Below are 24,778 nucleotides of genomic sequence, written 5' to 3' on the forward strand. Positions count from 1 at the left end.
CAGGAGTCTGCGCGGTAGAAGGCATCGAAGCGAAACGCGCGAAAACCGAGGATCGCGGGGTACTACCGACAAGCCCAGGGTGGCGCCCTGGGCACAGGCGGTAGTACCGCGTGAGACCGGTTTATCGTGCGTTGCAGCCGATGCTCCTTCTGCCGCGCAGACTCCTAAGTAGGGGCAAGGGTTTCAAGAGCGACAAATACAGCGTACCCACGTAAAATCGCGGGTTACCCACCACAGACGCGCCCCATGTCGCCCCCTCCGCCCAGGGGCCGGCGCGCCCCCCACTGCATGAACGCCCCCGTCGACGTCTCCTTTTTTGCGCGCGCCGCAAAGCCCTTGACCAGCTACCGTCCGTACTGGGCCAAGCGCTTTGGCACGGCGCCGTTTTTGCCGATGAGCCGCGCCGAAATGGAAAAGCTGGGCTGGGACAGCTGCGACATCATCCTGGTGACGGGCGATGCCTATGTGGACCACCCCAGCTTCGGCATGGCCGTGATCGGCCGCACACTCGAAGCCCAGGGCTTTCGCGTCGGCATCATCGCCCAGCCCGACTGGCAGAGTGCCGAGCCCTTCAAGGCGCTGGGCAAGCCCAACCTGTTCTGGGGCGTGACGGCGGGCAACATGGATTCGATGATCAACCGGTACACCGCCGACCGGAAGATCCGCAGCGACGACGCCTACACCCCCGGCGACGTGGGCGGCAAGCGCCCCGACCGCGCGGCCATCGTCTACAGCCAGCGCTGCCGCGAGGCCTACAAGGACGTGCCCATCATCCTGGGCGGCATCGAAGGCAGCCTGCGCCGCATTGCGCACTACGACTACTGGAGCGACAAGGTGCGCCGCTCCATCGTGGTCGACAGCAAGTGCGACCTGCTGCTCTACGGCAACGCCGAGCGCGCGCTGGTCGAGGTGGCCCACCGCATCGCCGCGCGCGAGCCCGTGGAGAACATCACCGACGTGCGCGGCACCGCCTTTGTGCGCCGGCCCGACGACGAGAGCGGCAAGGGCTGGTTCGAGATTGACTCCACCACCGTGGACGAGCCAGGCCGCGTGGAGCCGCACATCAACCCCTACATGACCACCAGCGAGCAGGCGGCCGCCCAGGGCGCCACCTGCAGCAAGGAAGACGGGGGTGCTACTGAATCAATAGCTATCAGCCCTTTGTCAGTAAGCGCTGAGGGCCAAAAAGGCCCCAATCCTGCCATCCAGCCGATCCAGTTCGTCGCCAACCCCGCGCTCAAGGCCCGGCTCAAGCAGCCCCCGCGCGACAAGACCGTGATCCGCCTGCCCAGCTACGAGCAGGTGAAAAGCGACCCGGTGCTGTACGCCCACGCCAACCGCGTGCTGCACCTCGAAACCAATCCCGGCAACGCCCGCGCCCTGGTGCAGGCCCACGGCGAGGGCGCGACGGCGCGCGACGTGTGGATCAACCCGCCGCCCATCCCGCTGACCACGGCCGAGATGGACCACGTGTTCGACCTGCACTACGCACGCGGACCGCACCCCAGCTACGCCGACGAGAACGGCAGCCACGACGGCGCAACCAAGATCCCTGCGTGGGAGATGATCCGCTTCAGCGTGAACATCATGCGCGGCTGCTTCGGCGGCTGCACCTTCTGCTCCATCACCGAGCACGAAGGCCGCATCATCCAGAGCCGGTCCGAAGATTCCATCATTCAGGAGATCGAGGACATCCGCGACAAGGTGAAAGGCTTCACCGGCACCATCTCTGACCTGGGTGGCCCGACGGCCAACATGTACCGCCTGGGCTGCCGCACGCCCGAGATCGAGGCCGCCTGCCGCAAGCCCAGCTGCGTCTACCCGGGCATCTGCCAGAACCTCACCACCGACCACGGCCCGCTGATCAAGATCTACCGCCGCGGCCGCGCGCTCAAGGGCATCAAGAAGATCCTCATCGGATCGGGCCTGCGCTACGACCTGGCCGTGAAGTCGCCGGAATACGTGAAGGAGCTGGTGCAGCACCACGTGGGTGGCTACCTCAAGATTGCGCCCGAGCACACCGAGCAGGGGCCGCTGTCCAAGATGATGAAGCCGGGCATCGGCAGCTACGACCGCTTCAAGCAGATGTTCGAGAAGTTCAGCGAAGAGGCGGGCAAGAAACAGTTCTTGATTCCGTACTTCATCGCCGCGCACCCCGGCACCAGCGACGAGGACATGATGAACCTCGCCATCTGGCTGAAAAAGAACGGCTTTCGCGCCGACCAGGTGCAGACCTTCTACCCCAGCCCCATGGCCACGGCCACGGCCATGTACCACTCGGGCCGCAACCCGCTCACCCGCGTGCGCCGCCAGATGCGCGACGTGGATGACGAATCCGTGGACATCGTGCGGGGCGAGAAGCGCCGCCGCCTGCACAAGGCGTTTTTGCGCTACCACGACCCGAACAACTGGCCACTGCTGCGCGAGGCGCTCAAGGCCATGGGACGGGCGGACCTGATCGGCAACGGCAAGCACCACCTGATCCCGACCTTCCAGCCGCTGACCGATGGCGGCTACCAGAGTGCGCGCAAGAAAAACAGCACGTCGGGCAAGGGCGGCTCGGGCTTGGGCTATGCCATCAACAAGGACGGCAAGGCGGTGGCGCTGCGCCCGCGCAACCAGGACACACAGGAGCCGAAGGAAGACGTGCGCTTCCGCACCAGCCAGCCCAAGCCGGGGCGCATCCTGACCCAGCACACGGGCCTGCCGCCGAGGGCGACCGGGGGCGGCAAGCCCTCGGCGCGCCGCTCCAAATAACGCGCCCCCGCCTCTTCACCATTCCTCAGGATCGAAGAACGGCGGGGCGCTGGCCCTATGGCGTCTTGCGGCCGGGCTGGTCGCTGGCCGCCGTGGGGTGCTCGCCGCCTTCGGCCGCATGGGTGCCCACAACCACTGACTGCGCGGCTCCATCCGCAGGCTGCGGAATCAGGTCTTCGATGATGAAGGTGCGGTAGTAAAACGCCGTCACGGCGCCGGCCGGTGTGATGGCGTCCACCAGCCGTTCGGGCGTGTCCTTGTCTGCCATTGCAATCAGCAGTCCGTGGTGTCCCTTGCCGGCCAGGTCGGCAATGCGGCGCACCATGTCGCCCTCGGCGCCTACGGAGGGCAGGGGGGCGTCGGCTGTGCCGAGCGTGCGAACGATCTCGGCCAAGATGACGTCGGGGCTGGCATACGAAGTGCCCCCTTCGTGGCCTGCGTTCTGCAGCTTGCTGGCTGCTTCGCGCAGGCAGTCCTCGTCGGGAAAGAGGGCGAACACATGGCCGGTGGGGTAGAAAACGCCACCCATGTTGGTCATGGTGGAATCTAGAACGAGGGGTTTCATGGTCATCTCCCGGTTGTGTTACTGACCTTTCGCATTGAAACGCAAAATGGGCACGACGGGGTGTAGGCCAGCGGGCATTTTTGGCGTCGGCTGGGTGTTCTGGCTTCCGGTGTTCGAATGAAAATGCCTTCCAGCGCTTTTCTGGTATGGGCCGGGTGCTATAAAAAAAGGATTTCGCGCTGCGATGGCAGCTGCTGCGGGGCCTGCAAGCTGGTTCGTCCGCAAGCGGGATCAAAACGATGGGCTACGCGCTCAGCCAGCCGCCCACCCATGCTGCCAACGCCGCGCAGTGGATCACGACCGTGGCCCAGTACACGGCACGGAACTGCACCTTGCGCGATTTGTGCCGCAGCCACTGTTGTGCAAACCAGGCGCCCGGCCAGCCACCCGCCAGGGCGAGCAGGTGCAGATGGCTTTCGCGGGTGCGCCACTGGCCGTTCTCGGCGGCGCTTTTGTCCATGGCGTACGTCGCAAACGTGAGCAGATTGACGGCCACTGCCGCGCCCAGGGCCCACAGCGGCAGCCGGCCCGCCCACACCCCCCAGCCCATCAATGCTGACCAGCCGAGCATCAGCAGGAAGGCGGCCGATTGGCCTGTGGGAACGCTTTTGCGCTGCCGCGCCTGCGGGCGCATGGATCCGGGCGCTGGGTGCGCTTTGCGGGCGTGGGCTCCGCCCTCTACGGGGGGCGCCTTCCCCCGGCGCGCGGACGCTGCAGGTCGTCCTGCGGGAGCCATTGCCGACCGCACTGCCATCGCGCGCGGGCCTTTGCCGCCCTGGTAGTCCCTCACATGAAAGAACACCTCGGCCGCAGTGTCGGGGCTGCGGATGAAGCCGAATGCCCGTTCGGAGTTCCAGCGGATGACCGTTCCCTGTTTCTGCATGGGTGAGATCTGCGTTCAGGGCAGCGTGTGCAGTGGAATGTCCTGTGCCACGGCCAGCGCGTCCAGCTGCGCGCGCGTCTGCGCCTGCAGAAACGCCGCGATCGCCGTGTGGGTGGCTGTGGCACGCATCGCCTGCGGGTGGCCGTCGGCCGGCAGGCCCGCTGCCGCGCACAGGCGCGCGGCAAAGTGCGGCTCCAGCGCGGCCACGGCCACGCGGCCGTCGGCGCAGGGGTAGATGCGGTAACCGGCGTGGGCGCCGCCGACGTCGCCCTCCGGCGTGGTCAGGCCCCAGTCGTGCGGGTGGGCCAGCCAGGCGGTGGCGTCGGCCAATGCGACCTCGATGCACACGCCGCTGCCGGTGTGGGCGCGCTCCAGCAGAGCCTGCAGCACGGCCTCGCTGGCCATCAGCGCGCCGCCCATGTCTGCGTACAGCGTGGGGGGCATTTCCGAGCCCGTGACCAGACCGGCTTCGGCCAGGTACGTCAGGTCGTGGCCGGGCTCCTCGGCCCGCTCACCCGCAGCGCCGACGATGCGCACCAGCGACAGGCGCGGGTATTTCGATTGCAGCGCCTCCCAGGCCAGGCCCAGCTTGGCCAGCGCCGACGGGCGAAAGGAGGTGATGAGCACGTCGGTGCGTTCCAGCTCTGCATGCAGCGCGGCCTGGCCTTCGGGCGTCTTGAGGTGCGCATGCACCACACGGACCCCTTCATGCAGCGTGGCGTAGGCGGGGGGGCTGTAGATGCCCATGGGGTCGGCGCTGGGCATGCCCGCTGCCGGGGGCGGCTCCAGCTTGGTGCACTCCGCTCCCATCCGCGCGCAGCGCATCAGGGCGGCGGGGCCGGGCAGATTGAGTGCGAGGCTCAGGACACGGGTGTTGCGCAAGGGCTGGGGCGGGGTGGCGGGCATGGGCGGGGTTGTCTCCGGAATGTCGTTGTGGGGCAAGGCAGGGCGGGGCGGGGCAGAGCGGGCGCTGGAACTTCGCGGCGCGCCCAGGCTCCGTTCCTGCGTTATACATAATTTGTTACGCTCCCTTTCACGCCATGCAACGCAGAACTTCTTTGGCCGCTCTTGCCGGGCTGGCCACCTTTCCGGGAGCTTTCATGACTTCGTCCATCGGCAGTGCCGCCACGGCCGCTGCGCTGCAGGCGCTCAAGCCCTCGCCCCGCATGCCCGTGCTTTTTGTGGGGCACGGCAGCCCGATGAATGCCATCGAGGACAACGCCTGGCGCCGCAGCTGGCAGGCGATGGGCGCCGAGCTGATGGCGCGTGCCGAGCCGCCGCAGCTCATCCTGTGCGTGTCGGCCCACTGGCTGACGCGCGGCGGCTGGCAGCTGACGGGCATGGCCCGTCCCAAGACGATTCATGACTTCGGCGGCTTTCCGCAGGCGCTGTTCGACCAGCAGTACCCGGCACCCGGCGCGCCGCACGTCGCGCGCAGCCTCGCGGCCCAGCTGAAGTCGCCCGCCACCGGCACGGCCCTGGGGGTGGATGAGGGGGAATGGGGCCTGGACCATGGCACCTGGTCGGTGCTCAAGCCCATGTTCCCCCAGGCGCAGATCCCGGTGATGCAGCTGAGCATGGACTACAGCCGCGCCCCGGCTGAGCACTATGCGCTGGGCCAGCAGCTGAAGGCGCTGCGCGAGCGCGGCGTGCTCATCGTGGGCAGCGGCAACATCGTGCACAACCTGCGCCTCACCCGCCGGGGCACGGCCGCCAACGAGGCTTATGACTGGGCGGCAGAGTTCGACACCGTGGTGCAAGACCAGATCAAGAAGGGCCAGCTTGGCGCCCTGCACGATTTCCTGAAACTCGGCGCGGTGGCCCGGCAGGCCCATCCGACGCACGAGCACTATCTGCCGCTGCTGTATGCCGCCGGTGCCGTCGATTCCAGCGAGATGCCGCGCTTCTTCAACACCGGTTACCAGTCGGCGTCGATCTCGATGCGGTCTGTTCTCTGGGGTTGAACTTCAAAAAAGATAGCTGCTAGCGCTTATGCAGTAAGCGCTAAGGCCCAAATTGAACACAAAAAAGCCGCCCGAGGGCGGCTTTTTTGTGTCAAGTGGGAGCGCCGCGCCTCAGACCACCTTGGCGATGGCCTGGCAGACGTAGTCAATGTTCTTGCTGTTGAGCGCAGCCACGCACATGCGGCCGGTGTCGGTGCCGTACACGCCGAACTCATTGCGCAGGCGCACCATCTGGTCCTTGGACAGGCCCGAATAGCTGAACATGCCGATCTGGGTGGTGATGAAGCTCATGTCCTGCTTCACGCCAGCGGCCTTCAGGCCATCGACCAGCTTCTGGCGCATGGCCTTGATGCGCACGCGCATTTCGGCCAGTTCGCCTTCCCATTGGGCACGCAGCTCAGGGTTGTTCAGCACGGCCGCCACCACGGCGCCGCCGTGGATGGGTGGGTTGGAGTAGTTGGTGCGGATCACGATCTTGAGCTGGCTCAGCACGCGCGAGGCTTCTTCCTTGTCGGCGCACAGCACCGACAGGCCGCCCACGCGCTCGCCATACAGGCTGAAGCTCTTGCTGAAAGACGTGGAAACAAAGAAATTCAGGCCAGCGGCCACAAACTTGCCGATCACGGCGCCGTCTTCGGCGATGCCGTGGCCAAAGCCCTGGTAGGCCATGTCCAGGAAGGGCGTCAGGCCCTTGGCCTTGACGGCGGCGATGACCTGGTCCCACTGCTCGGCCGTGATGTCATAGCCCGTGGGGTTGTGGCAGCAGGCGTGCAGCACGACGATGGTGCCGGGGGCGGCTGCGTTCAGGCTGGCGAGCATGCCGTCGAAGTTCACGCCGCGCTTTTCGGCGTCGTAATAGGCATACGTGCCGACTTCAAAACCGGCATTGGTGAACAGCGCGCGGTGGTTTTCCCAGCTGGGGTCAGAGATCAGTACCTTGGCGTTGGGGCTGACCTTTTTGAGGAAGTCGGCGCCGATCTTCAGGCCGCCGGTGCCGCCGATGGCCTGCACGGTGGCCACACGGCCGGACTTCACGGGTTCGCTGTCGGCACCGAACACCAGGCCCTTGACGGCGTTGTCGTACGCCACGATGCCGTCGATGGGCAGATAGCCACGGGCCGTGGGGGCGGACATCATGGTCTTTTCGGCCGCCTGCACGCACTGCAGCAGGGGCAGCTTGCCGTTGTCGTCGAAATAGACGCCGACGCCCAGGTTGACCTTGTTGGGGTTGGTGTCTGCGGCGAATTGCTCATTGAGACCCAGGATGGGGTCGCGGGGGGCCATTTCGACGGCGGTGAACAGAGACATGAAAATCCTTGGGATAGAGGTTGTCAGTAGCGAGGAATCCGGGTGTGGTGTACCGTGCCGGGTTCCGCCGATTTTAACGGCCCGCCTCTTTCACTCGTTGACTGCACCCATGCCGGATATCACACAGGTCATGACGGAAAAGCAAGACGGCGAATTCGTCCGCTTTCCCGATTCCCCTTTCGAGCTGTTCCAGCCCTACCCACCCGCCGGCGACCAGCCCGAAGCCATCGGCAAGCTGGTGGAGGGGCTGAACGACGGCGAGGCCTTCCAGACCTTGCTGGGCGTGACCGGCTCGGGCAAGACCTTCACCATGGCCAATGTGATCGCCCGCATGGGGCGGCCCGCCATCGTGTTTGCGCCCAACAAGACGCTGGCTGCGCAGCTCTACAGCGAGTTCCGCGAGTTCTTCCCCAAGAATGCGGTGGAGTACTTCGTCAGCTACTACGACTACTACCAGCCTGAGGCCTACGTGCCGCAGCGCGACCTTTTCATCGAGAAGGACAGCGCCATCAACGAGCACATCGAGCAGATGCGCCTGTCGTGTACCAAGAGCCTGATGGAGCGGCGCGACGTGGTCATCGTGGCCACCGTGTCCGCGATCTATGGCATTGGCGAGCCCGAGAGTTACCACCGCATGGTGATGACGCTCAGGGTGGGCGACAAGGCGGGCCAGCGCGACGTGATTGCGCAGCTGATCCGCATGCAGTACCAGCGCAACGAGCAGGACTTTGCGCGCGGCAAGTTCCGCGTGCGGGGCGACACCATCGACGTGTTTCCCGCTGAACATTCCGAACTGGCAATTCGCATCGAGCTGTTTGACGACGAGGTGGAGAGTCTGCAGCTGTTCGACCCGCTCACGGGGCGGATCAAGCAGAAGATTCCTCGCTTCACCGTCTATCCCAGCAGCCACTACGTCACGCCACGCGACAAGGTGCTGGCGGCCGTCGAAACCATCAAGATCGAGCTGGCCGATCGGCTCAAGCAGTTGCTGGATGACGGCAAGCTAGTGGAGGCGCAGCGGCTGGAGCAGCGCACCCGCTTTGACCTGGAAATGCTCAGCGAGGTCGGGCACTGCAAGGGCATCGAAAACTACACGCGCCACCTTTCGGGCGCAGCACCCGGCGACCCGCCCAGCACGCTGACCGACTACATGCCCAAGGACGCGATCATGTTCTTGGACGAAAGCCACCAGATGATCGGCCAGCTCAGCGCCATGTACAACGGCGACCGCGCGCGCAAGACTACGCTGGTGGAGTACGGTTTCCGGCTGCCGTCGGCGCTGGACAACCGCCCGCTCAAGTTTGAGGAGTTCGAGCAGCGCATGCGGCAGGTGATTTTCGTGTCTGCCACGCCGGCGGACTATGAAAAGACCCACGCCGGCCAGGTGGTGGACCAGGTGGTGCGGCCCACCGGGCTGGTGGACCCGGTGGTCGAGGTGCGCCCCGCCACGCACCAGGTGGACGACGTGCTGCAGGAAATCCGCATCCGCACCGAGCAGAACGACCGGGTGCTGATCACCACGCTGACCAAGCGCATGGCGGAGCAACTGACCGACTACCTTACGGACAACGGAGTGAAGGTACGGTATCTGCACAGCGACGTGGACACCGTGGAGCGGGTGGAAATCATCCGCGACCTTCGGTTGGGGGCCTTCGACGTGCTGGTGGGCATCAACCTGCTGCGCGAGGGCCTGGACATTCCCGAGGTCTCGCTGGTGGCCATCCTGGATGCCGACAAGGAAGGCTTTCTGCGGGCCGAGCGCAGCCTGATCCAGACCATTGGGCGTGCAGCGCGCAATCTCAACGGCAAAGCGATTCTCTATGCCGACCGCATCACCGAGTCCATGAAGAAAGCCATGGACGAGACGGAACGGCGTCGCATCAAGCAGATCGCATACAACGAAGCGCACGGGATCACTCCCCGCAGCATTGTCAAGCGGGTAAGAGACCTGATTGACGGTGTCTACAGCGAGAAAGCCGGAAAGGATGCCGAACGCATGGAGCAGGAGGCAATGCGTCGCGCACAGGTCGAGGACATGTCGGAGAAAGACGTCTCGCGCGAGATCAAGCGGCTGGAGAAGCTCATGCTGGAGCATGCGCGGAATCTGGAATTCGAGCAGGCCGCCCGGGTCAGGGACCAGTTGACGCGCTTGAAAGACCAGGCCTTCGGGGCGCACGGGGGCGACTCCATGGTTTTGTAAGGCAGGAGTTGATGAAGGAAAACTATCTGGTCGATAAAAAACCAGTTGGTTTTTTAACCCGACAGAATCGATAGGGATTTGTGTTATACTTGCGCAAAACACTCAACAAAAACAGCCCAACGATGAAGGGCTCCGCAGTAGTCAGGCAAATCATTGGCCGTGCGGAGTAAGGGGCGGAGACGGTGCCCTCGTCGGCCAACAGTCGGCGTAGGCGGTTTCTTCAACGAACAAGCCTTAGCACAAGGAGCTTGCGATGCGTCTCACAACCAAAGGCCGTTTTGCGGTCACCGCCATGATCGATCTGGCCCTGCGTCAGAACAATGGTCCCGTCACCCTCGCTGCCATCAGCCAGCGCCAGCAGATTTCCCTGTCGTACCTGGAACAGCTTTTTGGCAAGCTGCGCCGCCACGAGCTCGTGGAGTCCACGCGCGGTCCGGGCGGTGGTTACACCCTGGCCCGCAAGGCGGCAGACATCACGGTGGCAGACATCATCGTGTCGGTGGATGAGCCCATCGACGCCACGCAGTGCGGCGGCAAGGAAAACTGCCTGGGTGAAGCAGGGCGCTGCATGACCCACGAGCTGTGGGCCTCGCTGAATCAGCGCATGGTGGAGTTTCTTGACTCGGTCACCCTCCAGAAGCTGGTGGACGAGCAGATCGCCAAGGGCGTGCAGATCGAAGACAAGCCGGTGGTCCGGCGCGCCATCTCCACCACTCCGGTGGTCAAGCCGATCCGCGTGAACGCTCCCAACTCGGTGTTCGCGCTGGGTAACGCTTTCGCCAAGTCTTGAACGGGCTGAGGCCCTGACTGGCCCGGTGGGTCAGCTTGGCCGTGAGCTTCTCTTCAGCCAGCCGTCTTGATTTTGTACGTTTAATTTTCCGATTTCGAGTTTGCCAGCCAGCAACCTTCTCTGAGCCAGCCATGGACATGACCCCGCACTTTCCCATCTATCTCGACTATGGCGCCACGACCCCGGTAGATCCGCGTGTTGTGGATGCCATGATTCCCTGGTTGCGCGAACACTTCGGCAACGCGGCGTCGCGCAGCCACGCGTGGGGCTGGGAAGCCGAGGAAGCCGTCGAGAAGGCCCGTGGCCAGGTCGCGGACCTCATTGGCGCAGACCCGCGTGAGATCGTCTGGACCAGCGGCGCCACCGAGTCCATCAATCTGGCCCTGAAGGGCGCGGCCCATTTCTACAAGGGCAAGGGCAAGCACCTCATCACGCTCAAGACCGAGCACAAGGCCGTGCTGGACACCATGCGCGAGCTGGAGCGCCAAGGCTTCGAGGTCACCTATCTGGATGTGCAGGAGGACGGGCTGGTCAACATGGATGCGCTCAAGGCCGCCATCCGCCCGGACACCATCCTGATCAGCGTGCTGTTTGTGAACAACGAAATCGGTGTGATCCAGGACGTTCCGGCGATTGGTGCGATGTGCCGCGAGAAGGGCATCCTGTTCCACGTCGATGCCGCCCAGGCCACCGGCCGCGTTGCCATCGACATGTCCACGCTGCCCGTCGATCTGATGAGCATGACGGCGCACAAGACCTATGGCCCCAAGGGCATTGGCGCGCTGTTTGTGCGCCGCAAGCCGCGTGTGCGCCTGGAAGCGCAGATGCACGGTGGCGGCCATGAGCGCGGCATGCGTTCGGGCACGTTGCCCACGCACCAGATTGTGGGCATGGGCGAAGCGTTCCGCATCGCCAAGGAAGAAATGGCCGAGAGCAATGCAAAGGCGCATGCGCTGCAGCAGCGTCTGCTCGACGGGCTCAAGGACATCGAGCAGGTGTTCATCAATGGCAGCATGGAGCGCCGTGTTCCGCAGAACCTGAACATGAGCTTCAACTATGTCGAAGGCGAGTCGCTCATCATGGGCATCAAGGGCTTGGCGGTGTCGTCCGGCTCGGCATGCACATCGGCCAGCCTGGAGCCCAGCTATGTGCTGCGTGCACTGGGCCGTAGCGACGAACTGGCCCACAGCAGCCTGCGCATGACCATCGGCCGGTTCACCACCGAAGAAGAGATCGACTACGCCATCACCACCATTCGCGAGAACGTCGCCCGCTTGCGCGAGCTGAGCCCTCTGTGGGAGATGTACAAGGATGGCATCGACATCAGCACCATTCAGTGGGCTGCGCACTGATCCCCGTTTACGAAGATTCAAGAGGTACACATCATGGCTTACTCCGACAAAGTGGTAGACCACTACGAAAACCCCCGCAACGTGGGTTCGTTTGACAAGGGTGATGACTCGGTAGGCACCGGCATGGTCGGCGCTCCGGCCTGTGGCGACGTGATGAAGCTGCAGATCAAGGTGAACCCAGCCACCGGCGTGATCGAAGATGCGCGCTTCAAGACCTATGGCTGCGGCTCTGCCATCGCTTCGTCGTCGCTCGTGACCGAATGGGTCAAGGGCAAGACGCTGGATGAAGCAGCCGCTCTCAAGAACAGCGAGATCGCCGAAGAACTGGCGCTTCCGCCCGTGAAGGTGCATTGCTCCATCCTGGCGGAAGACGCGATCAAGGCCGCAGTTCTGGATTACAAGACCAAGCACGCGCAGACCGCACCTGCCGCCTGATTTGTTGATTCACGCATGGATGGATCAAGAGACATGGCCATTACGCTGACAGAAGCCGCTGCCCGGCACGTGAACCGCTACCTGACCCGCCGCGGCAAGGGGTTGGGCGTGCGCCTGGGTGTGAAGACAACGGGCTGCTCGGGGCTTGCGTACAAACTTGAGTACGTGGACGAAAGCGAGCCGGAAGACATCGTTTTCGAGAACCACGGCGTCAAGGTGCTCATCGATCCCAAGAGCCTGGCCTACATCGACGGCACCGAGCTCGACTTTGTGCGCGAAGGACTGAACGAAGGCTTCAAGTTCAACAACCCCAACGAGCGCGACCGCTGCGGGTGCGGAGAGAGCTTCCGCGTCTGAGTGTCTGCCGCCTCCCTTCGCCAAACCGCCATCGCGCAGCGCGCTGGCGGTTTTTTATTGGAAGAGCCGATCGGCAAGGCGAGGGCTCAACATCTTCGTTTCCTCCACGGACCGATATTTCTGGACACTCCCTTCGCCCATGAACCTGCAATCTGACGACTTCGAATTGTTTGGACTGGAGCGCCGCTATGCGCAGGAGCGCAGCACCATTGACGCGCGCTGGAAGGAGTTGCAGCGCGAAGCCCATCCCGACAAGTTTGCGGCGCAGGGCCCGGCGGCGCAGCGCGTGGCGATGCAGTGGTCCGTGCGCATCAACGAGGCTTACCAGCGCCTCAAGGACCCGCAGCGTCGCGCGGCCTATCTGTGCGAGCTGAATGGAGCACCCATTCAGGCCGAAGACAACACAGCCATGCCCGCCGCCTTCCTGATGCAGCAGATGGAGTGGCGTGAGGCGCTGGAAGAGGCGCAAGACGAGGGTGATCTTGACGCGCTCGATACGCTCGTTGAGCAGGCGCGCAGAGCAGCGCTTGCGCAATGCGGACACCTCATCGACGAGCGGGGGGCCTATGCAGAAGCGGCGCGCCAGGTCAGAGCCCTCATGTTCATTGCGCGATTTGCCGAAGGCATCGAACGGCGCCGAGAGCAACTGGGACAATAGCGAGGTTTTGCTTTTCCTTCGGAGTACTCCATTTCCCGCCAATGCGGTCGAGTGCTCCGCCACGTTGAGATCCGAATTTTCATGGCGCTTTTGCAGATTTCCGAACCCGGCCAGTCTCCTAACCCGCACGAGCGGCGCATCGCAGTGGGCATTGACCTGGGCACCACGCACTCGCTGGTTGCCGCAGTGCGCAACGGCGTTGCCGAGTGTCTGCCCGACGCCGAAGGCCGCGTGCTGCTACCTTCAGTGGTGCGCTACCTCGACAATGGCGGGCGCCAGATGGGCTACGACGCCATGGCTGCCCAGGCCATCGATCCGCGCAACACCATTGCCTCGGCCAAGCGCTTCATGGGACGCGGCCTGAAGGATGTGGCCGAAGCGGGCAAGCTGCCCTATGAGTTCGTTGCGCCCTCCGACGACGCAGGGGCCGGCGGCATGGTCAGCATTGCAACGGTGAACGGACCCAAATCGCCGGTCGAGATCAGTGCCGAGATTCTTGCAACGCTGCGCTATCGTGCCGAAGACACCTTCAACGACGACCTGTACGGCGCCGTCATCACGGTACCTGCGTACTTCGATGATGCCCAGCGCCAAGCCACCAAGGATGCTGCCAAGCTGGCGGGCATCCACCTGCTCAGACTGATCAATGAGCCGACTGCGGCTGCCATCGCCTACGGCCTCGACAATGCGAGCGAAGGCGTCTATGCGGTCTACGACCTCGGGGGCGGCACGTTCGACATCTCGATCCTGCGGCTTGCGCAGGGTGTGTTCGAGGTGATCGCCACCGGTGGCGATTCGGCTCTGGGTGGTGATGACTACGATGCCGCACTCGCAGACTGGGTGCTGAACAAGCTCAATCTGCAGGCGGTGTCCTCGGCCGACAAGGCGGCTGTGCGCATGGCGGCACGTGCGTGCAAGGAGGCATTGACTGCTACTGATTTAGTAGCATTCTCTGTAATGCTGGAAAGCGGTAGGGCCGTTTTTGATGTGAGGCGTAGTGATTTTGAGGCGGCCACCGCGGCGCTTACTGCGCGATCCATGGCTGCGGTGCGCCGGGCACTGCGTGACGCCCACCTGACCCGCGACGAGGTGCAAGGGGTGGTGATGGTGGGCGGATCCACCCGCATGCCGCAGGTGCAACGCGCGGTGGCGGAATTTTTCGGCACCGACCCGCTCACCAACCTCAACCCAGACGAGGTCGTTGCGCTGGGTGCCGCCATCCAGGCCAACCAGCTGGCCGGCAACAACACCGCCGGTGACCTGTTGCTGCTGGACGTGATCCCGCTGTCGCTGGGCATCGAAACCATGGGAGGGCTGGTGGAGCGGATTGTGGCTCGCAACGAAACCATTCCCACCGCCAAGGCGCAGGATTTCACCACCTATAAGGATGGGCAGACCGCGCTGGCCATTCACGTGGTGCAGGGCGAGCGGGACCTGGTGCAGGACTGCCGCAGCCTTGCGCGCTTTGAGCTGCGGGGCATTCCACCCATGGCGGCCGGCGCGGCGCGCATTCGCGTGACCTTCACCGTGGATGCCGACGGCCTCCTGAGCGTCAGCGCCAAAGAGCAGGGCAGTGGCGTGGAAGCCCGCATCGACGTGAAGCCGTCGTATGGGCTGTCGGACGATGAGATTGCGCGCATGCTGCAGGACGGCTTCGCGACAGCGTCCCAGGACATGAAGACCCGCGCGCTGGTGGAGGCCCGCGTGGACGCGGACCGCATGCTGCTGGCCACCCAAAGCGCGCTTGATGCCGATGGTGATGTGCTCAGCGCGGAAGAGCGTGCCAGCATTGACCGCTTGATGGCGGCGCTGCGTGCCCAGCGTGAGGCGCAGGACGCTGCAAGCATTGAAGCCGCCACGCAGGCGCTGGCCCAGGGCACCGAGGCCTTTGCGGCACAGCGCATGAACCGCGGCATCCAGCAGGCGCTGGCGGGCAAGAACGTGAAAAACCTGTGAGCCTGCTGCCGCCGCACCCGTAGATCAAGTCAAGAACGCCCCATGCCCGTCATCAAGATCCTTCCCCACCCCGAGTACTGCCCGGCAGGCGCCGAAATCACGGCGCCCGCAGGCACGTCCATCTGCGAAGCCCTGCTCGAGAACGACATCGACATCGAACATGCCTGCGACATGAGCTGTGCATGCACCACCTGCCATGTCATCGTGCGCCAGGGGCTGTCTTCGCTCAACGATGCCGAGGAAGAAGAGGAAGACCTGCTGGATCGTGCGTGGGGCCTTGAGCCGCAATCGCGCCTTTCGTGCCAGGCGATCCTGGCGCAAACGGATTTGACCGTGGAAATCCCCAAGTACACGATCAACCATGCCAAGGAAAACCACTGAGGCAGGTTCACGCCTGCTGTCGTTGATATGACACGCCAAATCGTCCTGGACACCGAAACCACCGGCCTCTCTGCCGAAGGGGGCGACCGCATCATCGAACTCGGATGCGTGGAGCTGCTCAACCGCAAGCTCACCGGCAACAACCTGCATCTGTATTTCAACCCCGGGCGGGACAGCCATGAAGACGCCCTGAAGGTGCATGGCATCAGCAATGAGTTCCTGAGGGACAAGCCAAAGTTTGCCGAGGTGGTGGACGACATCCTGCAGTATCTGCAGGGCGCCGAAATCATCATCCACAACGCCGCTTTCGACGTGGGTTTCCTCAACAAGGAGCTGGAGCTGGTGGGGCGCCCGGGCTTCCGAAACTTTGTCGAGAGCGTGACGGACACCCTGGCGATGGCCAAGGAAATGTATCCGGGCAAGCGCAATTCGCTTGACGCGCTGTGCGACCGCCTGGGCGTGGACAACTCTGGCCGCACGCTGCATGGCGCCTTGCTGGACGCCGAACTGCTCGCCGATGTCTATATCAATCTCACCCGTGGACAGGACGCGCTGCTGATCGCCGATGACGTGCAGGACGTGGCAGGGGGGGTGAAGGTCGCCAGCATTGATCTGCGCAGTCTGGCGCTTCCTGTTTTGAAGGCGAGCGAGCAGGAGCTTGCGGCGCATGCCGACGTGCTCACCCAGATCGACAAAGCGAGCGGTGGCAAAACAATTTGGCGTGCTGCTCAAACCGCTTGAAAAGCTGTGCCATAATAGAAGGCTGTCGCAGCGACAAGGGTGATTAGCTCAGCGGTAGAGCACTGCCTTCACACGGCAGGGGTCACATGTTCGATCCATGTATCACCCACCACGCTTTCGACAGGACCTCGTGCGGTTTCCTTGTACTTTCTACAAGGCGTGCACCCAGGGTGATTAGCTCAGCGGTAGAGCACTGCCTTCACACGGCAGGGGTCACATGTTCGATCCATGTATCACCCACCAAATTTCAAACCCCTTCGGCCTCCGGCCGCAGGGGTTTTTTGCTTTTGGCGCCCAGCCTGATGCGGACACCCGGGTCCTTGCGGGATAAAGTGGTGCGCTCATTGCGCTGGCTTTCAGCCCATTCCCCTCCATGATCACATTTCACAATCCCTTGCACCTGGGGCATGCACCCGTTCACGAGTTTTATCGCGGCGAGCGCGTGCCGTGCTTCGAGAAGCCGCAGCGCGTGGAATACGTGGAAGACGCACTGGGCAAGCGCGGGCACCCGATGTTGGCGCCCGACGTTGACAGTTCAGCTGTGCTTGGGCAGGTTCACGCGCCGCGCTATCTCGCATTCCTGCAGACGGCGTGGTCACAGTGGCTTGCGCTCAACCCTGCGCATTCGGAGCTGCAGCCGTTTCCTTCCGTCTGGCCGGTACGGACGTTGCGCAACGATGTGGAGCCCGAAAATTTCGTGGCCAAGCTCGGCTTGTATTCCATGGACAACGGTACGCCGATGGCTGCAGGTACCTGGGCTGCCGCGAAGGCAGGCGCCGATGCGGCCGCTAGTGCAGCGCTGCGAGTGGCAAGGGGCGAGCGGGCCGCGTTTTGCTGCACGAGGCCACCGGGCCACCATGCGGGGCCAGACTTCATGGGCGGATACTGCTTTCTCAACAACGCGGCGGTGGCTGCGCAATTGATGCGCAACGAAGGCGCCGCCCGTGTGGCGCTGCTGGATGTGGACTACCACCACGGCAATGGCACGCAGAGCATCTTTTACGACCGTGACGACGTGCTATTCGTCAGCCTGCACGGAGATCCGCGAACCGAATACCCCTTCTTCCTGGGGCATGCAGACGAAACCGGACGTGGGCCAGGCGCCGGCTACAACCTGAACCTGCCCATGCCCGCCGGTACGACGGTCGCCGGCTGGATGGAGGCTCTGGAGCAGGCATGCGTGCGGATCGCGCGATACGGTGCAGACGCACTGGTGGTATCGCTCGGGCTCGATGCCTTCGAGGGAGATCCCATCTCGCGTTTTGCCTTGGCTTCTTCCGATTTCACGCGCGTGGGCGTGCGGTTGGGCAGGCTCGGCTTGCCGACGGTGTTCGTGCTGGAAGGGGGCTACGCGGCATCAGAGCTGGGTACGAATGCAGTCAATGTGCTCGATGGATTCGAAGGTGCTTAGCGGTCGGGGCGGCAACCGGCTGCATTAACTTGTTCCTTCGATTCCACGTCTTGCTTGCATCCAGAGTGCGGTGCAGGCAAGATGACTTGCAATCTGTAACGATACGCGTCCCCGTCCTACGGAGCGTCGGCGTTGCTGGTGGCTAAGATGAATGACGGTCCTCTTGCAGCGACCAATCGACCATTTCCATAAACGAAGAAAGGCTTGTATGACTGCTTCTGACACCAACACCACCCAGGGCGAACTGGAAAAGCTGGTTTCTGATTTGCGCGGGCTTCTGGCCAACAAGGATCTCGACACGGTGCCAGAGATCAAGCTGTTGCGCCAGCGCCTGGATGACGGCATGCACCATGTTCGTGATTCCGCGGTGCGTGCTGCACAGGACGCAGCACGCCAGGCCAAGGATGCCGCAATCGCTGCGGACCGCTACGCACACGACGAGCCCTGGCGTGTCGCGGGTGCAGCGCTTGCCGTTGGCGCTCTGGTGGGCTTTTTGCTGGCGCGCCGCTGATCGAATGGCTGCGGCGACCTTGTTGAAGCGCTCGCGCCACCCCATCTACGCTTGTCGAGGGGGTGGGGCATGAACTGGCTTGCGCTGCTGGGGCTTGAATCTCTGGTGAATCGATGGCGCGCAAGCATCATCGAAGGGGCCATTGCCGTTGAAGACCGGATGGAGCTTGCCCGCCTTGAGTGGCAAGACCAAAAGAGACGGCTGCAGCAGTTGCTGGTTCTCACGGTGCTCGTGGGCGGCCTCACCGTTGTGGCGCTGATCATGTTGTCGCTTGCGGTGGTTGTCCATTTTTGGGACACACCCCAGCGCACGCTGGTGGGCTGGCTGGTGGCCGCCGTCTGGACGCTGGGGTGGGTCGCTGCGCTGGCGTCTCTGGTGGCCGTGGCGCAGCGTGCAAGCGATGGATTTGCGCTCACCCGCCGTGAACTGAAGCAGGACTGGCAAGAAATCAAGGAGCGTTTGTGACCCCTGACAACGCAAACTCATCGGTGTCTCAAGGGCTCGCGTCCGGCAGGCCTGCGTTTGCGGCATCGCCGGAACAACAGCAGGTGCTGGAGCGCATCGCCGCGCAGCGCGAGCGCTTGCGCGCTCGGCGCGCCGCACGGGCCCAGTCGCTGGCGCTGGCGGAGGGGCAGTCGTCCCTTCCCGGTGGCGTGGACGAATCCACGCTGTTGCGTGTGGCTGGTTTTGCCCGTGCCCATCCCATCGCGGTGGCTGCGGTCGCAGCCGGGGCGGTGGTCGCAGGACCACGCAGGATCATCCGCTGGGCGGGTGTGGTGCTGCCGTGGGTCCTTCGGCTGCGGCGCAAGGCCATGTAGCTGTTGCGCAGACAAACGCGTAACCGCAACTGCGAAGCCCTGTCATCAGGGCTTCGCTTTTTTGCGGGTAGCAGGCAGATCAGCGATCAGGTCGCACGCATCGCCTTGATGGCCTTGGCAGCCTTGGCGACGAGGGCCGGGCCTTCATAGATGAGGCCTGTGTAGATCTGCACCACGTCGGCACCCGCGCGGATCTTGCTCACCGCATCCTGTGCGCTCATGATGCCTCCCACACCGATGATGGGAAAGTTGCTTCCAAGAGCTGCGCGCAGCTGCCGGATGACCTGGTTGCTGGCTTCCAGCACCGGAGCGCCGCTCAGCCCACCGGCCTCCTCCGAATGCCGCAGTCCCTGCACCGCTGTGCGACCGATGGTCGTGTTGGTAGCGATGACTCCGTCCATGCCATGGCGCTGAAGGGTCGACGCAATCACGGCCACTTGAGCGTCTTCCAGGTCAGGCGCAATCTTCACAAACACCGGGACCCTGCGGCCGTGTCGATCGGCAAGCGTTTCGCGCCGCTGTGCCATCGCGCCCAGCAAGGCGTCCAGCGCTGCGTCGCTCTGCAGAGCCCGCAGGTTCTGCGTGTTGGGCGAGCTGATGTTCACGGTGACGTAGTCCGCGTGCGGGTACACCCCCTCCAGGCACGTGAGGTAGTCGTCCGTGGCTTTCTCAATGGGGGTGGCGGCGTTCTTGCCGATATTGAGGCCGAGAAGCATGCGGTGCTGGCGGGCCTGTCGGCGGAACTGCGCCTGCTGAACGTTGTGCAGGAACGCGTCCAGCCCCTCGTTGTTGAAGCCCAGCCGGTTGATCAGCGCCCGGGCTTCCGGCAGGCGAAACATGCGTGGCTTGGGGTTGCCGGGCTGGCCCTTGGGTGTCACGGTGCCTACTTCCACAAACCCGAAGCCCATGGCGCCCAGCGCATCGATGCAGCGCGCATTCTTATCCAGGCCGGCCGCCATGCCGACGCGGTTCGGAAAAGTGAGTCCTGCCAGGGTGACAGGGTCTTCCACCGTTTCATTGCACCACGCCCACTGCAGGGGCGTGCGTTGCCCGCGTGCGAGCATGTCCATCGTGAGTTCGTGGGCGGCTTCGGCGTCCATGCCGAACAGAAAGGGGCGGGTGAGGGCGTAAGGGATGAGCGACATGGGGAGATAATTCGGGGATCACCCCAGATTTTCTCCCATGACGACGACTCCTTCCGCACTGACACAAGACGAACTCAAGACCCTGGTCGGCCAGGCCGCACTGCAATACGTGGTGCCCGGCGAAATCGTGGGGGTTGGCACCGGCTCCACCGTCAACAAGTTCATCGACGCCTTGGCCACCATCAAGGACCAGATCAAGGGCGCCGTATCCAGCTCGGTTGCCAGCACCGAACGGCTGAAGGCCCTGGGCATACCTGTTCTGGACGCCAATGACGTCCCGGCGCTCTCTGTCTACATCGATGGCGCGGACGAGATCGACGGCCAAGGCCACATGGTCAAGGGTGGGGGCGCAGCCCTCACCCGCGAAAAGATCGTGGCCGCGCTGGCCGCCCGCTTTGTCTGCATCGCCGATGAGTCCAAGCTTGTTTCAGCGCTGGGGCGGTTTCCGCTGCCTGTGGAAGTCATCCCCATGGCCGCCAGCCACATTGCTCGCCGGTTTGAAGCCCTGGGTGCGCAAGCCAGCCTGCGACTGAAGAAGGACGGCGAACCGCTGGTCACCGACAACGGCCAGCACATTCTGGACGTGAAGGGCTTGACCATTGCGGACCCACTGGCATTCGAGTCGGATGTGAACCAGTGGCCCGGGGTGGTGACCGTGGGCGTGTTTGCGCACCAGAAGGCCTCGGTGTGTCTGCTGGGCACGGCGCAGGGCGTGAAGACGCTGACGTACTGATGGTCGGTGCTGCCTTGCAGCTAAAAAAGGGAGTCTTTGAGACTCCCTTTTTTCATTCACCGGGCTGTTCGCCGCCCCATGCGGCGCTTCGGCGATGGTTTGGGTTCAGTGCACTAGAAGCGGATGCCTGCCGGGTTGCTGGGGGTGGGGCCTTCGTTCACCGGTGCGGGCGGGCGCTGCCGCTGGGCCTGGGCGCGCGACGGGGGGGCCGAAGCTGTGGCCGCTGCAGGCGTGGCCGCCTTGCTGACCGCCACCAGCGGGGTGGCGGCGGGCCTGCGGTAATTGGGGGGCAGCTCAGACTGCTTGGGATACCCCGCCGCGTCGAGGTACTGCGTCCATTCGCTGTCGGAGAACCCTGCGAGCTGCTGCTTGCCGATGGTGCCGAAGGGCAGGCTGGAGGCACCGCTCAGACGTTGAAACGCATCGATGTCCTCGTTGGTGGTCACCGTGCGTTCTGTGAACGGGATACCACGCGCGACCAGCATGTTGCGCGCACTGGCGCAGGGCGCGCAATCCGTGCCGGTGTACAGGGTGACGGGATAGCGTGTGGCGGGTTGGCGCAGCGCCAAGGGCAGCTCGGCGTTCGGCGCGGCGGGGCCTGTGCCGGTGGTTTGGGCCTGCTGCGCCGAGGCGTCCGCCGGCGGGCGGTCAGAAAACGTGACCTTGCCGTCAGGGCCGACGATGCGGTAGACGGCTTGTGCCTGTGCAACGCTGCACGCCATGGCCATCAGCATGGACGCGAGCAATGGGGCGGACAGCGGCTTGGGCATGGTGGACGATCTCCTCAGTTCATAGGGGCGCTGCGGCTTCCTCGGCCATGCCCTGGTGGCGCAGCAGCGCGTCCAGGCTGGGCTCGCGGCCGCGGAAGGCGATGAAGGATTCCATGGCTGGGCGGCTGCCACCCGCTTCCAGGATGGACTCGCGGTAGCGGCGACCGGTTTCGGTGCTCGGCAGGCCGTCGCTGCCAGCGGTTTCTTCAAACGCGGCATAGGCGTCGGCGCTCAGCACTTCGGCCCATTTGTAGCTGTAGTAGCCCGCCGCATATCCGCCGGCAAAGATGTGGCTGAAGGTGTGGGCCGTGCGGCTGAACTCGGGCGGTTCCAGCACGGCGACCTCGTTGCGCACCTGGGTCAGCAAGGGCATGAAGTCGTCGGCAGGATCGTGCTCGGTGTGCAGCAGCATGTCGAACAGAGCAAACTCGATCTGGCGCAGGGTCTGCATGCCGCTTTGGAAGTTCTTGGCCGCAATCATCTTCTCGAACAACTCGCGCGGCAGCGGCGCGCCGGTGTCCACGTGGGCCGTCATGTGGCGCAGCACATCCCACTCCCAGCAGAAGTTTTCCATGAACTGGCTCGGCAGTTCCACCGCGTCCCATTCCACCCCACTGATGCCAGAAACATCGCGCTCGTTCACCTGGGTCAGCATGTGGTGCAGACCATGTCCGAACTCGTGGAAGAGGGTGATTACATCGTCGTGTGTCAGCAGCGGCGGCTTGCCGTCGACACCCTCGGCAAAATTGCACACCAGATGGGCGACCGGTGTCTGCAGCCGGCCAGTGTCCGGGCGTTGCCAGCGGGCCCGCACATCGTCCATCCAGGCACCACCGCGCTTGCCGGTGCGCGCGGGCTGGTCCAGATAGAACTGGCCCACCAATTGGCCCTGGCGCTCGATGCGGTAGAACTCCACGGCGGGGTGCCATACGGCCGCCGAGTCGCGGCGGATGGACACCTCGAACAGGGTTTCGATGATCTTGAAAAGCCCGGCCAGCACCTTGGGTGCGGTGAAGTACTGCTTGACCTCCTGCTCGCTGAAGGCGTAGCGCGCTTCCTTGAGCTTTTCGGAAATGTAGGGCCAGTCCCAGGACTGCGGTGACGCAAGGCCCAGATGCTCCTGTGCAAAGGCGCGCAGGTCGGCTACGTCCTTTTGCGCGTAGGGGCGGGCGCGCCGCGCCAGGTCGCGCAAGAAGCCGACGACTTCGGCGGGGGACTTGGCCATCTTGGGCACCACGGACACTTCGCCGAAGTTGGCGTAGCCGAGCAGCCGGGCCTCTTCGCGGCGCAGCGCGAGGATCTCGCCGATCAGCGCCGTGTTGTCGAACTTGCGGGCGTCACCCTCGGCCTGGTCCGAAGCGCGCGTGACGTAGGCACGGTAGAGCTTCTCGCGCAAATCGCTGCGCGCGGCAAACTGCATCACCGGCAGGTAGCACGGCATCTTGAGCGTGAGCTTGTAGCCCGCCTTGCCTTCGGCCTGGGCAGCCGCCAGCGCCGCCTGTTGCACATCGGAAGGCACGCCTTCGAGTTCATCGGCCGATGCGTAGTAGGCAAACGCGTCCGTCGCGTCCAGCGCGTTTTCGCTGAACTTCTGGCTCAGCTCGGCCTGGCGTTCCTGGATCTGGGCGAATCGCTCTTTGGCAGGCCCGGTGAGCTCTGCACCGCTGAGCACGAAATTGCGCACGGCATTCGAATGCGCCTGGCGCTGCTCCGCCGTCAGCGTGGCGGGGTCGATGGCCTTGTACTTGGCATACAGGCGCTCGTCCGCGCCCAGCCGGGTCCAGAACTCGGTGACGCGCGGCAGTGCAGCGTTGTACGCGGCACGCAGCTCGGGCGTGTCGGCGACGCTGTTGAGGTGGCTCACGGCGCCCCAGGCGGTGCCGAGCTGCTCGGTCGCCACATCCAGCACCTGGGCGATGTCTTCCCAGCGGGCAGGGAAGTCGGGCGCGGTGACCGTCTCCAGCGCCTGGTTGGCACGCTCCAGCAGTACGTCCATCGCGGGGGCCACATGCTGCGGCGCGATGCGATCGAACGGAGGGAGGTCGGAGAAGTCGAGAAGGGCGTTGCTCATGCGGAGTCAGATGGCGCCGGGTGGCACAGGTTCAAGTTGCAAAGCAGCCGGGACGGCGTCGCCCAGGGCGCGCTGTTCAGCCAGCGGCCGTGCGCTCGGCGGCTTCGAGAGTGTTCACGAGCAGCATGGTAATGGTCATGGGGCCAACCCCGCCGGGAACGGGGGTGATCCAGCCGGCCACCTCTTTGACGCCGTCAAAGTCGACATCGCCGCACAGCTTGCCCTCGTCGTTGCGGTTCATGCCCACGTCGATCACCACGGCGCCGGGCTTGACCATGTCGGCCGTCAGCACGTTGCGCTTGCCCACGGCGGCCACGATCACGTCGGCCTGCAGCGTCTGCGCCTTCAGATCCTGCGTGGCGCTGTGGCAGATGGTGACGGTGGCGTTCTGCCCCAGCAGCATCAGCGCCATGGGTTTGCCCACGATGTTGCTGCGGCCGATGACCACGGCGTGCTTGCCCTTGAGGCTGTAGCCGATGCTCTCCAGCATCTTCATGCAGCCGTATGGCGTGCAGGGCCAGAAGCCGGGCATGCCGGTCATCAGCGCGCCCGCACTGGCAATGTGAAAGCCGTCCACATCCTTGGCGGGCGAGATCGCTTCGATGACCTTCTGCCCATCGATGTGCTTGGGCAGGGGCAGCTGCACCAGGATGCCGTGGATGGACGGATCGTTGTTGAGCGCCTCGACACGCGCAAGCAGCGCAGCTTCCGTCATGTCGGCGTCGTATTTCTCCAGCACCGAGTGCAGCCCGCTGTCTTCGCAGGCCTTGACCTTGTTGCGCACGTAGACCTGGCTGGCCGGGTTGTCGCCCACCAGCACCACCGCCAGGCCGGGCGTGACGCCGCGGGATTTCAGGGCAGCGGCGCGCTGTGCGACATCGGCACGCAGTTGGCGAGACAGGGCATTGCCGTCGATGAGTTGGGCAGTCATGAAAAGAAAATATCAGTCAAAAATGGCTTCAGCGCTTATCT

The 24,778-nt window shown here is 64.1% G+C and carries 24 protein-coding genes and 2 tRNA genes; 18 read left to right on the forward strand and 8 right to left on the reverse strand.

All coding sequences use genetic code 11. The annotated features are described in order from the left end of the window. Positions 1-288 precede the first annotated feature (288 nt). Positions 289-2,757: a YgiQ family radical SAM protein gene (locus ACOQFS_RS06945; RefSeq protein WP_421562172.1), complete on the forward strand. Its 2,469-nt coding sequence runs from the start codon at positions 289-291 to the stop codon at positions 2,755-2,757. A 55-nt stretch (positions 2,758-2,812) separates the two neighbouring features. On the opposite strand, the gene ACOQFS_RS06950 is transcribed toward ACOQFS_RS06945, so the two are convergent. From ACOQFS_RS06950 to ACOQFS_RS06960, 3 genes are all read right to left on the reverse strand, one after another. Continuing rightward, a complete protein-coding gene (locus tag ACOQFS_RS06950; protein ID WP_421562173.1) occupies positions 2,813-3,322 on the reverse strand; it encodes a hypothetical protein in 510 nt (169 codons plus the stop codon). A gap of 244 nt (positions 3,323-3,566) precedes the next feature. Further along, positions 3,567-4,205, reverse strand: a complete 639-nt coding sequence (locus tag ACOQFS_RS06955) for a DUF1294 domain-containing protein (RefSeq protein WP_421562174.1) — start codon at positions 4,203-4,205, stop codon at positions 3,567-3,569. 15 nt (positions 4,206-4,220) lie between these two features. Further along, positions 4,221-5,111 carry a CoA transferase gene (locus ACOQFS_RS06960; protein ID WP_421562175.1) on the reverse strand — a complete coding sequence of 297 codons (891 nt, stop codon included), beginning with the start codon at positions 5,109-5,111 and terminating at the stop codon, positions 4,221-4,223. Between the two features lie 152 nt (positions 5,112-5,263). Between ACOQFS_RS06960 and ygiD the strand changes: the two genes are divergently transcribed. Further along, positions 5,264-6,169, forward strand: coding sequence for a 4,5-DOPA dioxygenase extradiol (ygiD, locus tag ACOQFS_RS06965; RefSeq protein ID WP_421562207.1), 906 nt, complete (start codon positions 5,264-5,266; stop codon positions 6,167-6,169). A gap of 111 nt (positions 6,170-6,280) precedes the next feature. Here the strand turns inward: ygiD and ACOQFS_RS06970 are convergent, their stop codons facing one another. Continuing rightward, positions 6,281-7,477: an amino acid aminotransferase gene (locus ACOQFS_RS06970; RefSeq protein WP_421562176.1), complete on the reverse strand. Its 1,197-nt coding sequence runs from the start codon at positions 7,475-7,477 to the stop codon at positions 6,281-6,283. A 109-nt stretch (positions 7,478-7,586) separates the two neighbouring features. On the opposite strand from ACOQFS_RS06970, the gene uvrB reads away from it, so the two are divergent. From uvrB to ACOQFS_RS07045, 15 genes are all read left to right on the forward strand, one after another. Next, positions 7,587-9,677 (forward strand): excinuclease ABC subunit UvrB, encoded by a 2,091-nt coding sequence (uvrB, locus tag ACOQFS_RS06975; protein ID WP_421562177.1) that lies wholly within the window; start codon positions 7,587-7,589, stop codon positions 9,675-9,677. A 253-nt stretch (positions 9,678-9,930) separates the two neighbouring features. Beyond that, a complete protein-coding gene (gene iscR, locus ACOQFS_RS06980) occupies positions 9,931-10,467 on the forward strand; it encodes a Fe-S cluster assembly transcriptional regulator IscR (protein ID WP_421562178.1) in 537 nt (178 codons plus the stop codon). A gap of 131 nt (positions 10,468-10,598) precedes the next feature. Next, entirely contained in the window at positions 10,599-11,819 is a 1,221-nt protein-coding gene (locus ACOQFS_RS06985; RefSeq protein ID WP_421562179.1) for an IscS subfamily cysteine desulfurase, read from the forward strand. 33 nt (positions 11,820-11,852) lie between these two features. Next, positions 11,853-12,254 (forward strand): Fe-S cluster assembly scaffold IscU, encoded by a 402-nt coding sequence (iscU, locus tag ACOQFS_RS06990; protein WP_421562180.1) that lies wholly within the window; start codon positions 11,853-11,855, stop codon positions 12,252-12,254. Between the two features lie 33 nt (positions 12,255-12,287). Continuing rightward, a complete protein-coding gene (gene iscA / locus ACOQFS_RS06995; protein WP_015013983.1) occupies positions 12,288-12,611 on the forward strand; it encodes an iron-sulfur cluster assembly protein IscA in 324 nt (107 codons plus the stop codon). 139 nt (positions 12,612-12,750) lie between these two features. Continuing rightward, complete coding sequence (gene hscB / locus ACOQFS_RS07000; protein WP_421562181.1) at positions 12,751-13,269, forward strand: Fe-S protein assembly co-chaperone HscB; 519 nt, start codon at positions 12,751-12,753, stop codon at positions 13,267-13,269. Between the two features lie 81 nt (positions 13,270-13,350). After that, positions 13,351-15,225, forward strand: coding sequence for a Fe-S protein assembly chaperone HscA (gene hscA, locus ACOQFS_RS07005; protein ID WP_421562182.1), 1,875 nt, complete (start codon positions 13,351-13,353; stop codon positions 15,223-15,225). Positions 15,226-15,267: 42 nt separating this feature from the next. Further along, positions 15,268-15,606 carry an ISC system 2Fe-2S type ferredoxin gene (gene fdx, locus ACOQFS_RS07010; RefSeq protein WP_421562183.1) on the forward strand — a complete coding sequence of 113 codons (339 nt, stop codon included), beginning with the start codon at positions 15,268-15,270 and terminating at the stop codon, positions 15,604-15,606. Between the two features lie 27 nt (positions 15,607-15,633). Beyond that, a complete protein-coding gene (dnaQ, locus tag ACOQFS_RS07015; protein WP_421562184.1) occupies positions 15,634-16,347 on the forward strand; it encodes a DNA polymerase III subunit epsilon in 714 nt (237 codons plus the stop codon). Between the two features lie 37 nt (positions 16,348-16,384). Next, positions 16,385-16,459: transfer RNA gene (locus tag ACOQFS_RS07020), tRNA-Val, on the forward strand. Between the two features lie 56 nt (positions 16,460-16,515). Next, positions 16,516-16,590: transfer RNA gene (locus ACOQFS_RS07025), tRNA-Val, on the forward strand. 130 nt (positions 16,591-16,720) lie between these two features. Then, positions 16,721-17,758, forward strand: coding sequence for a histone deacetylase family protein (locus ACOQFS_RS07030; protein WP_421562185.1), 1,038 nt, complete (start codon positions 16,721-16,723; stop codon positions 17,756-17,758). A 208-nt stretch (positions 17,759-17,966) separates the two neighbouring features. After that, on the forward strand, positions 17,967-18,269 hold the full coding sequence (locus ACOQFS_RS07035; RefSeq protein ID WP_421562208.1) for a DUF883 family protein: 303 nt from the start codon (positions 17,967-17,969) through the stop codon (positions 18,267-18,269). A 69-nt stretch (positions 18,270-18,338) separates the two neighbouring features. Beyond that, the gene (locus ACOQFS_RS07040; RefSeq protein ID WP_421562186.1) at positions 18,339-18,734 is read left to right on the forward strand and encodes a phage holin family protein; all 396 of its coding nucleotides are present in this window, start codon (positions 18,339-18,341) and stop codon (positions 18,732-18,734) included. A gap of 23 nt (positions 18,735-18,757) precedes the next feature. Continuing rightward, positions 18,758-19,087, forward strand: a complete 330-nt coding sequence (locus ACOQFS_RS07045) for a hypothetical protein (protein WP_421562209.1) — start codon at positions 18,758-18,760, stop codon at positions 19,085-19,087. 86 nt (positions 19,088-19,173) lie between these two features. Here ACOQFS_RS07045 and ACOQFS_RS07050 read toward each other — a convergent pair whose 3' ends face one another. Next, complete coding sequence (locus tag ACOQFS_RS07050) at positions 19,174-20,232, reverse strand: quinone-dependent dihydroorotate dehydrogenase (protein ID WP_421562187.1); 1,059 nt, start codon at positions 20,230-20,232, stop codon at positions 19,174-19,176. 37 nt (positions 20,233-20,269) lie between these two features. On the opposite strand from ACOQFS_RS07050, the gene rpiA reads away from it, so the two are divergent. Next, positions 20,270-20,965, forward strand: coding sequence for a ribose-5-phosphate isomerase RpiA (gene rpiA, locus ACOQFS_RS07055; RefSeq protein WP_421562188.1), 696 nt, complete (start codon positions 20,270-20,272; stop codon positions 20,963-20,965). Positions 20,966-21,078: 113 nt separating this feature from the next. On the opposite strand, the gene ACOQFS_RS07060 is transcribed toward rpiA, so the two are convergent. The 3 genes from ACOQFS_RS07060 to folD form a co-directional block, all read right to left on the reverse strand. Then, the gene (locus ACOQFS_RS07060; protein WP_421562189.1) at positions 21,079-21,735 is read right to left on the reverse strand and encodes a DUF4124 domain-containing protein; all 657 of its coding nucleotides are present in this window, start codon (positions 21,733-21,735) and stop codon (positions 21,079-21,081) included. A gap of 19 nt (positions 21,736-21,754) precedes the next feature. Next, positions 21,755-23,806: a M3 family metallopeptidase gene (locus tag ACOQFS_RS07065; RefSeq protein WP_421562190.1), complete on the reverse strand. Its 2,052-nt coding sequence runs from the start codon at positions 23,804-23,806 to the stop codon at positions 21,755-21,757. Positions 23,807-23,882: 76 nt separating this feature from the next. Further along, entirely contained in the window at positions 23,883-24,737 is an 855-nt protein-coding gene (gene folD, locus ACOQFS_RS07070; protein ID WP_421562191.1) for a bifunctional methylenetetrahydrofolate dehydrogenase/methenyltetrahydrofolate cyclohydrolase FolD, read from the reverse strand. Positions 24,738-24,778 lie beyond the last annotated feature (41 nt).

This window comes from Paracidovorax sp. MALMAid1276, from assembly GCF_049198005.1.
Lineage (GTDB): Bacteria > Pseudomonadota > Gammaproteobacteria > Burkholderiales > Burkholderiaceae_C > Acidovorax.

Coding starts and splice junctions, on each gene's coding strand:
- ACOQFS_RS06945 (WP_421562172.1), top strand. CDS start 289: ATGAACGCCCCCGTCGACGTCTCCTTTTTTGCGCGCGCCGCAAAGCCC.
- ACOQFS_RS06950 (WP_421562173.1), bottom strand. CDS start 3,322: ATGAAACCCCTCGTTCTAGATTCCACCATGACCAACATGGGTGGCGTT.
- ACOQFS_RS06955 (WP_421562174.1), bottom strand. CDS start 4,205: ATGCAGAAACAGGGAACGGTCATCCGCTGGAACTCCGAACGGGCATTC.
- ACOQFS_RS06960 (WP_421562175.1), bottom strand. CDS start 5,111: ATGCCCGCCACCCCGCCCCAGCCCTTGCGCAACACCCGTGTCCTGAGC.
- ACOQFS_RS06970 (WP_421562176.1), bottom strand. CDS start 7,477: ATGTCTCTGTTCACCGCCGTCGAAATGGCCCCCCGCGACCCCATCCTG.
- uvrB (WP_421562177.1), top strand. CDS start 7,587: ATGCCGGATATCACACAGGTCATGACGGAAAAGCAAGACGGCGAATTC.
- iscR (WP_421562178.1), top strand. CDS start 9,931: ATGCGTCTCACAACCAAAGGCCGTTTTGCGGTCACCGCCATGATCGAT.
- ACOQFS_RS06985 (WP_421562179.1), top strand. CDS start 10,599: ATGGACATGACCCCGCACTTTCCCATCTATCTCGACTATGGCGCCACG.
- iscU (WP_421562180.1), top strand. CDS start 11,853: ATGGCTTACTCCGACAAAGTGGTAGACCACTACGAAAACCCCCGCAAC.
- iscA (WP_015013983.1), top strand. CDS start 12,288: ATGGCCATTACGCTGACAGAAGCCGCTGCCCGGCACGTGAACCGCTAC.
- hscB (WP_421562181.1), top strand. CDS start 12,751: ATGAACCTGCAATCTGACGACTTCGAATTGTTTGGACTGGAGCGCCGC.
- hscA (WP_421562182.1), top strand. CDS start 13,351: ATGGCGCTTTTGCAGATTTCCGAACCCGGCCAGTCTCCTAACCCGCAC.
- fdx (WP_421562183.1), top strand. CDS start 15,268: ATGCCCGTCATCAAGATCCTTCCCCACCCCGAGTACTGCCCGGCAGGC.
- dnaQ (WP_421562184.1), top strand. CDS start 15,634: ATGACACGCCAAATCGTCCTGGACACCGAAACCACCGGCCTCTCTGCC.
- ACOQFS_RS07030 (WP_421562185.1), top strand. CDS start 16,721: ATGATCACATTTCACAATCCCTTGCACCTGGGGCATGCACCCGTTCAC.
- ACOQFS_RS07035 (WP_421562208.1), top strand. CDS start 17,967: ATGACTGCTTCTGACACCAACACCACCCAGGGCGAACTGGAAAAGCTG.
- ACOQFS_RS07040 (WP_421562186.1), top strand. CDS start 18,339: ATGAACTGGCTTGCGCTGCTGGGGCTTGAATCTCTGGTGAATCGATGG.
- ACOQFS_RS07050 (WP_421562187.1), bottom strand. CDS start 20,232: ATGTCGCTCATCCCTTACGCCCTCACCCGCCCCTTTCTGTTCGGCATG.
- rpiA (WP_421562188.1), top strand. CDS start 20,270: ATGACGACGACTCCTTCCGCACTGACACAAGACGAACTCAAGACCCTG.
- ACOQFS_RS07060 (WP_421562189.1), bottom strand. CDS start 21,735: ATGCCCAAGCCGCTGTCCGCCCCATTGCTCGCGTCCATGCTGATGGCC.
- ACOQFS_RS07065 (WP_421562190.1), bottom strand. CDS start 23,806: ATGAGCAACGCCCTTCTCGACTTCTCCGACCTCCCTCCGTTCGATCGC.
- folD (WP_421562191.1), bottom strand. CDS start 24,737: ATGACTGCCCAACTCATCGACGGCAATGCCCTGTCTCGCCAACTGCGT.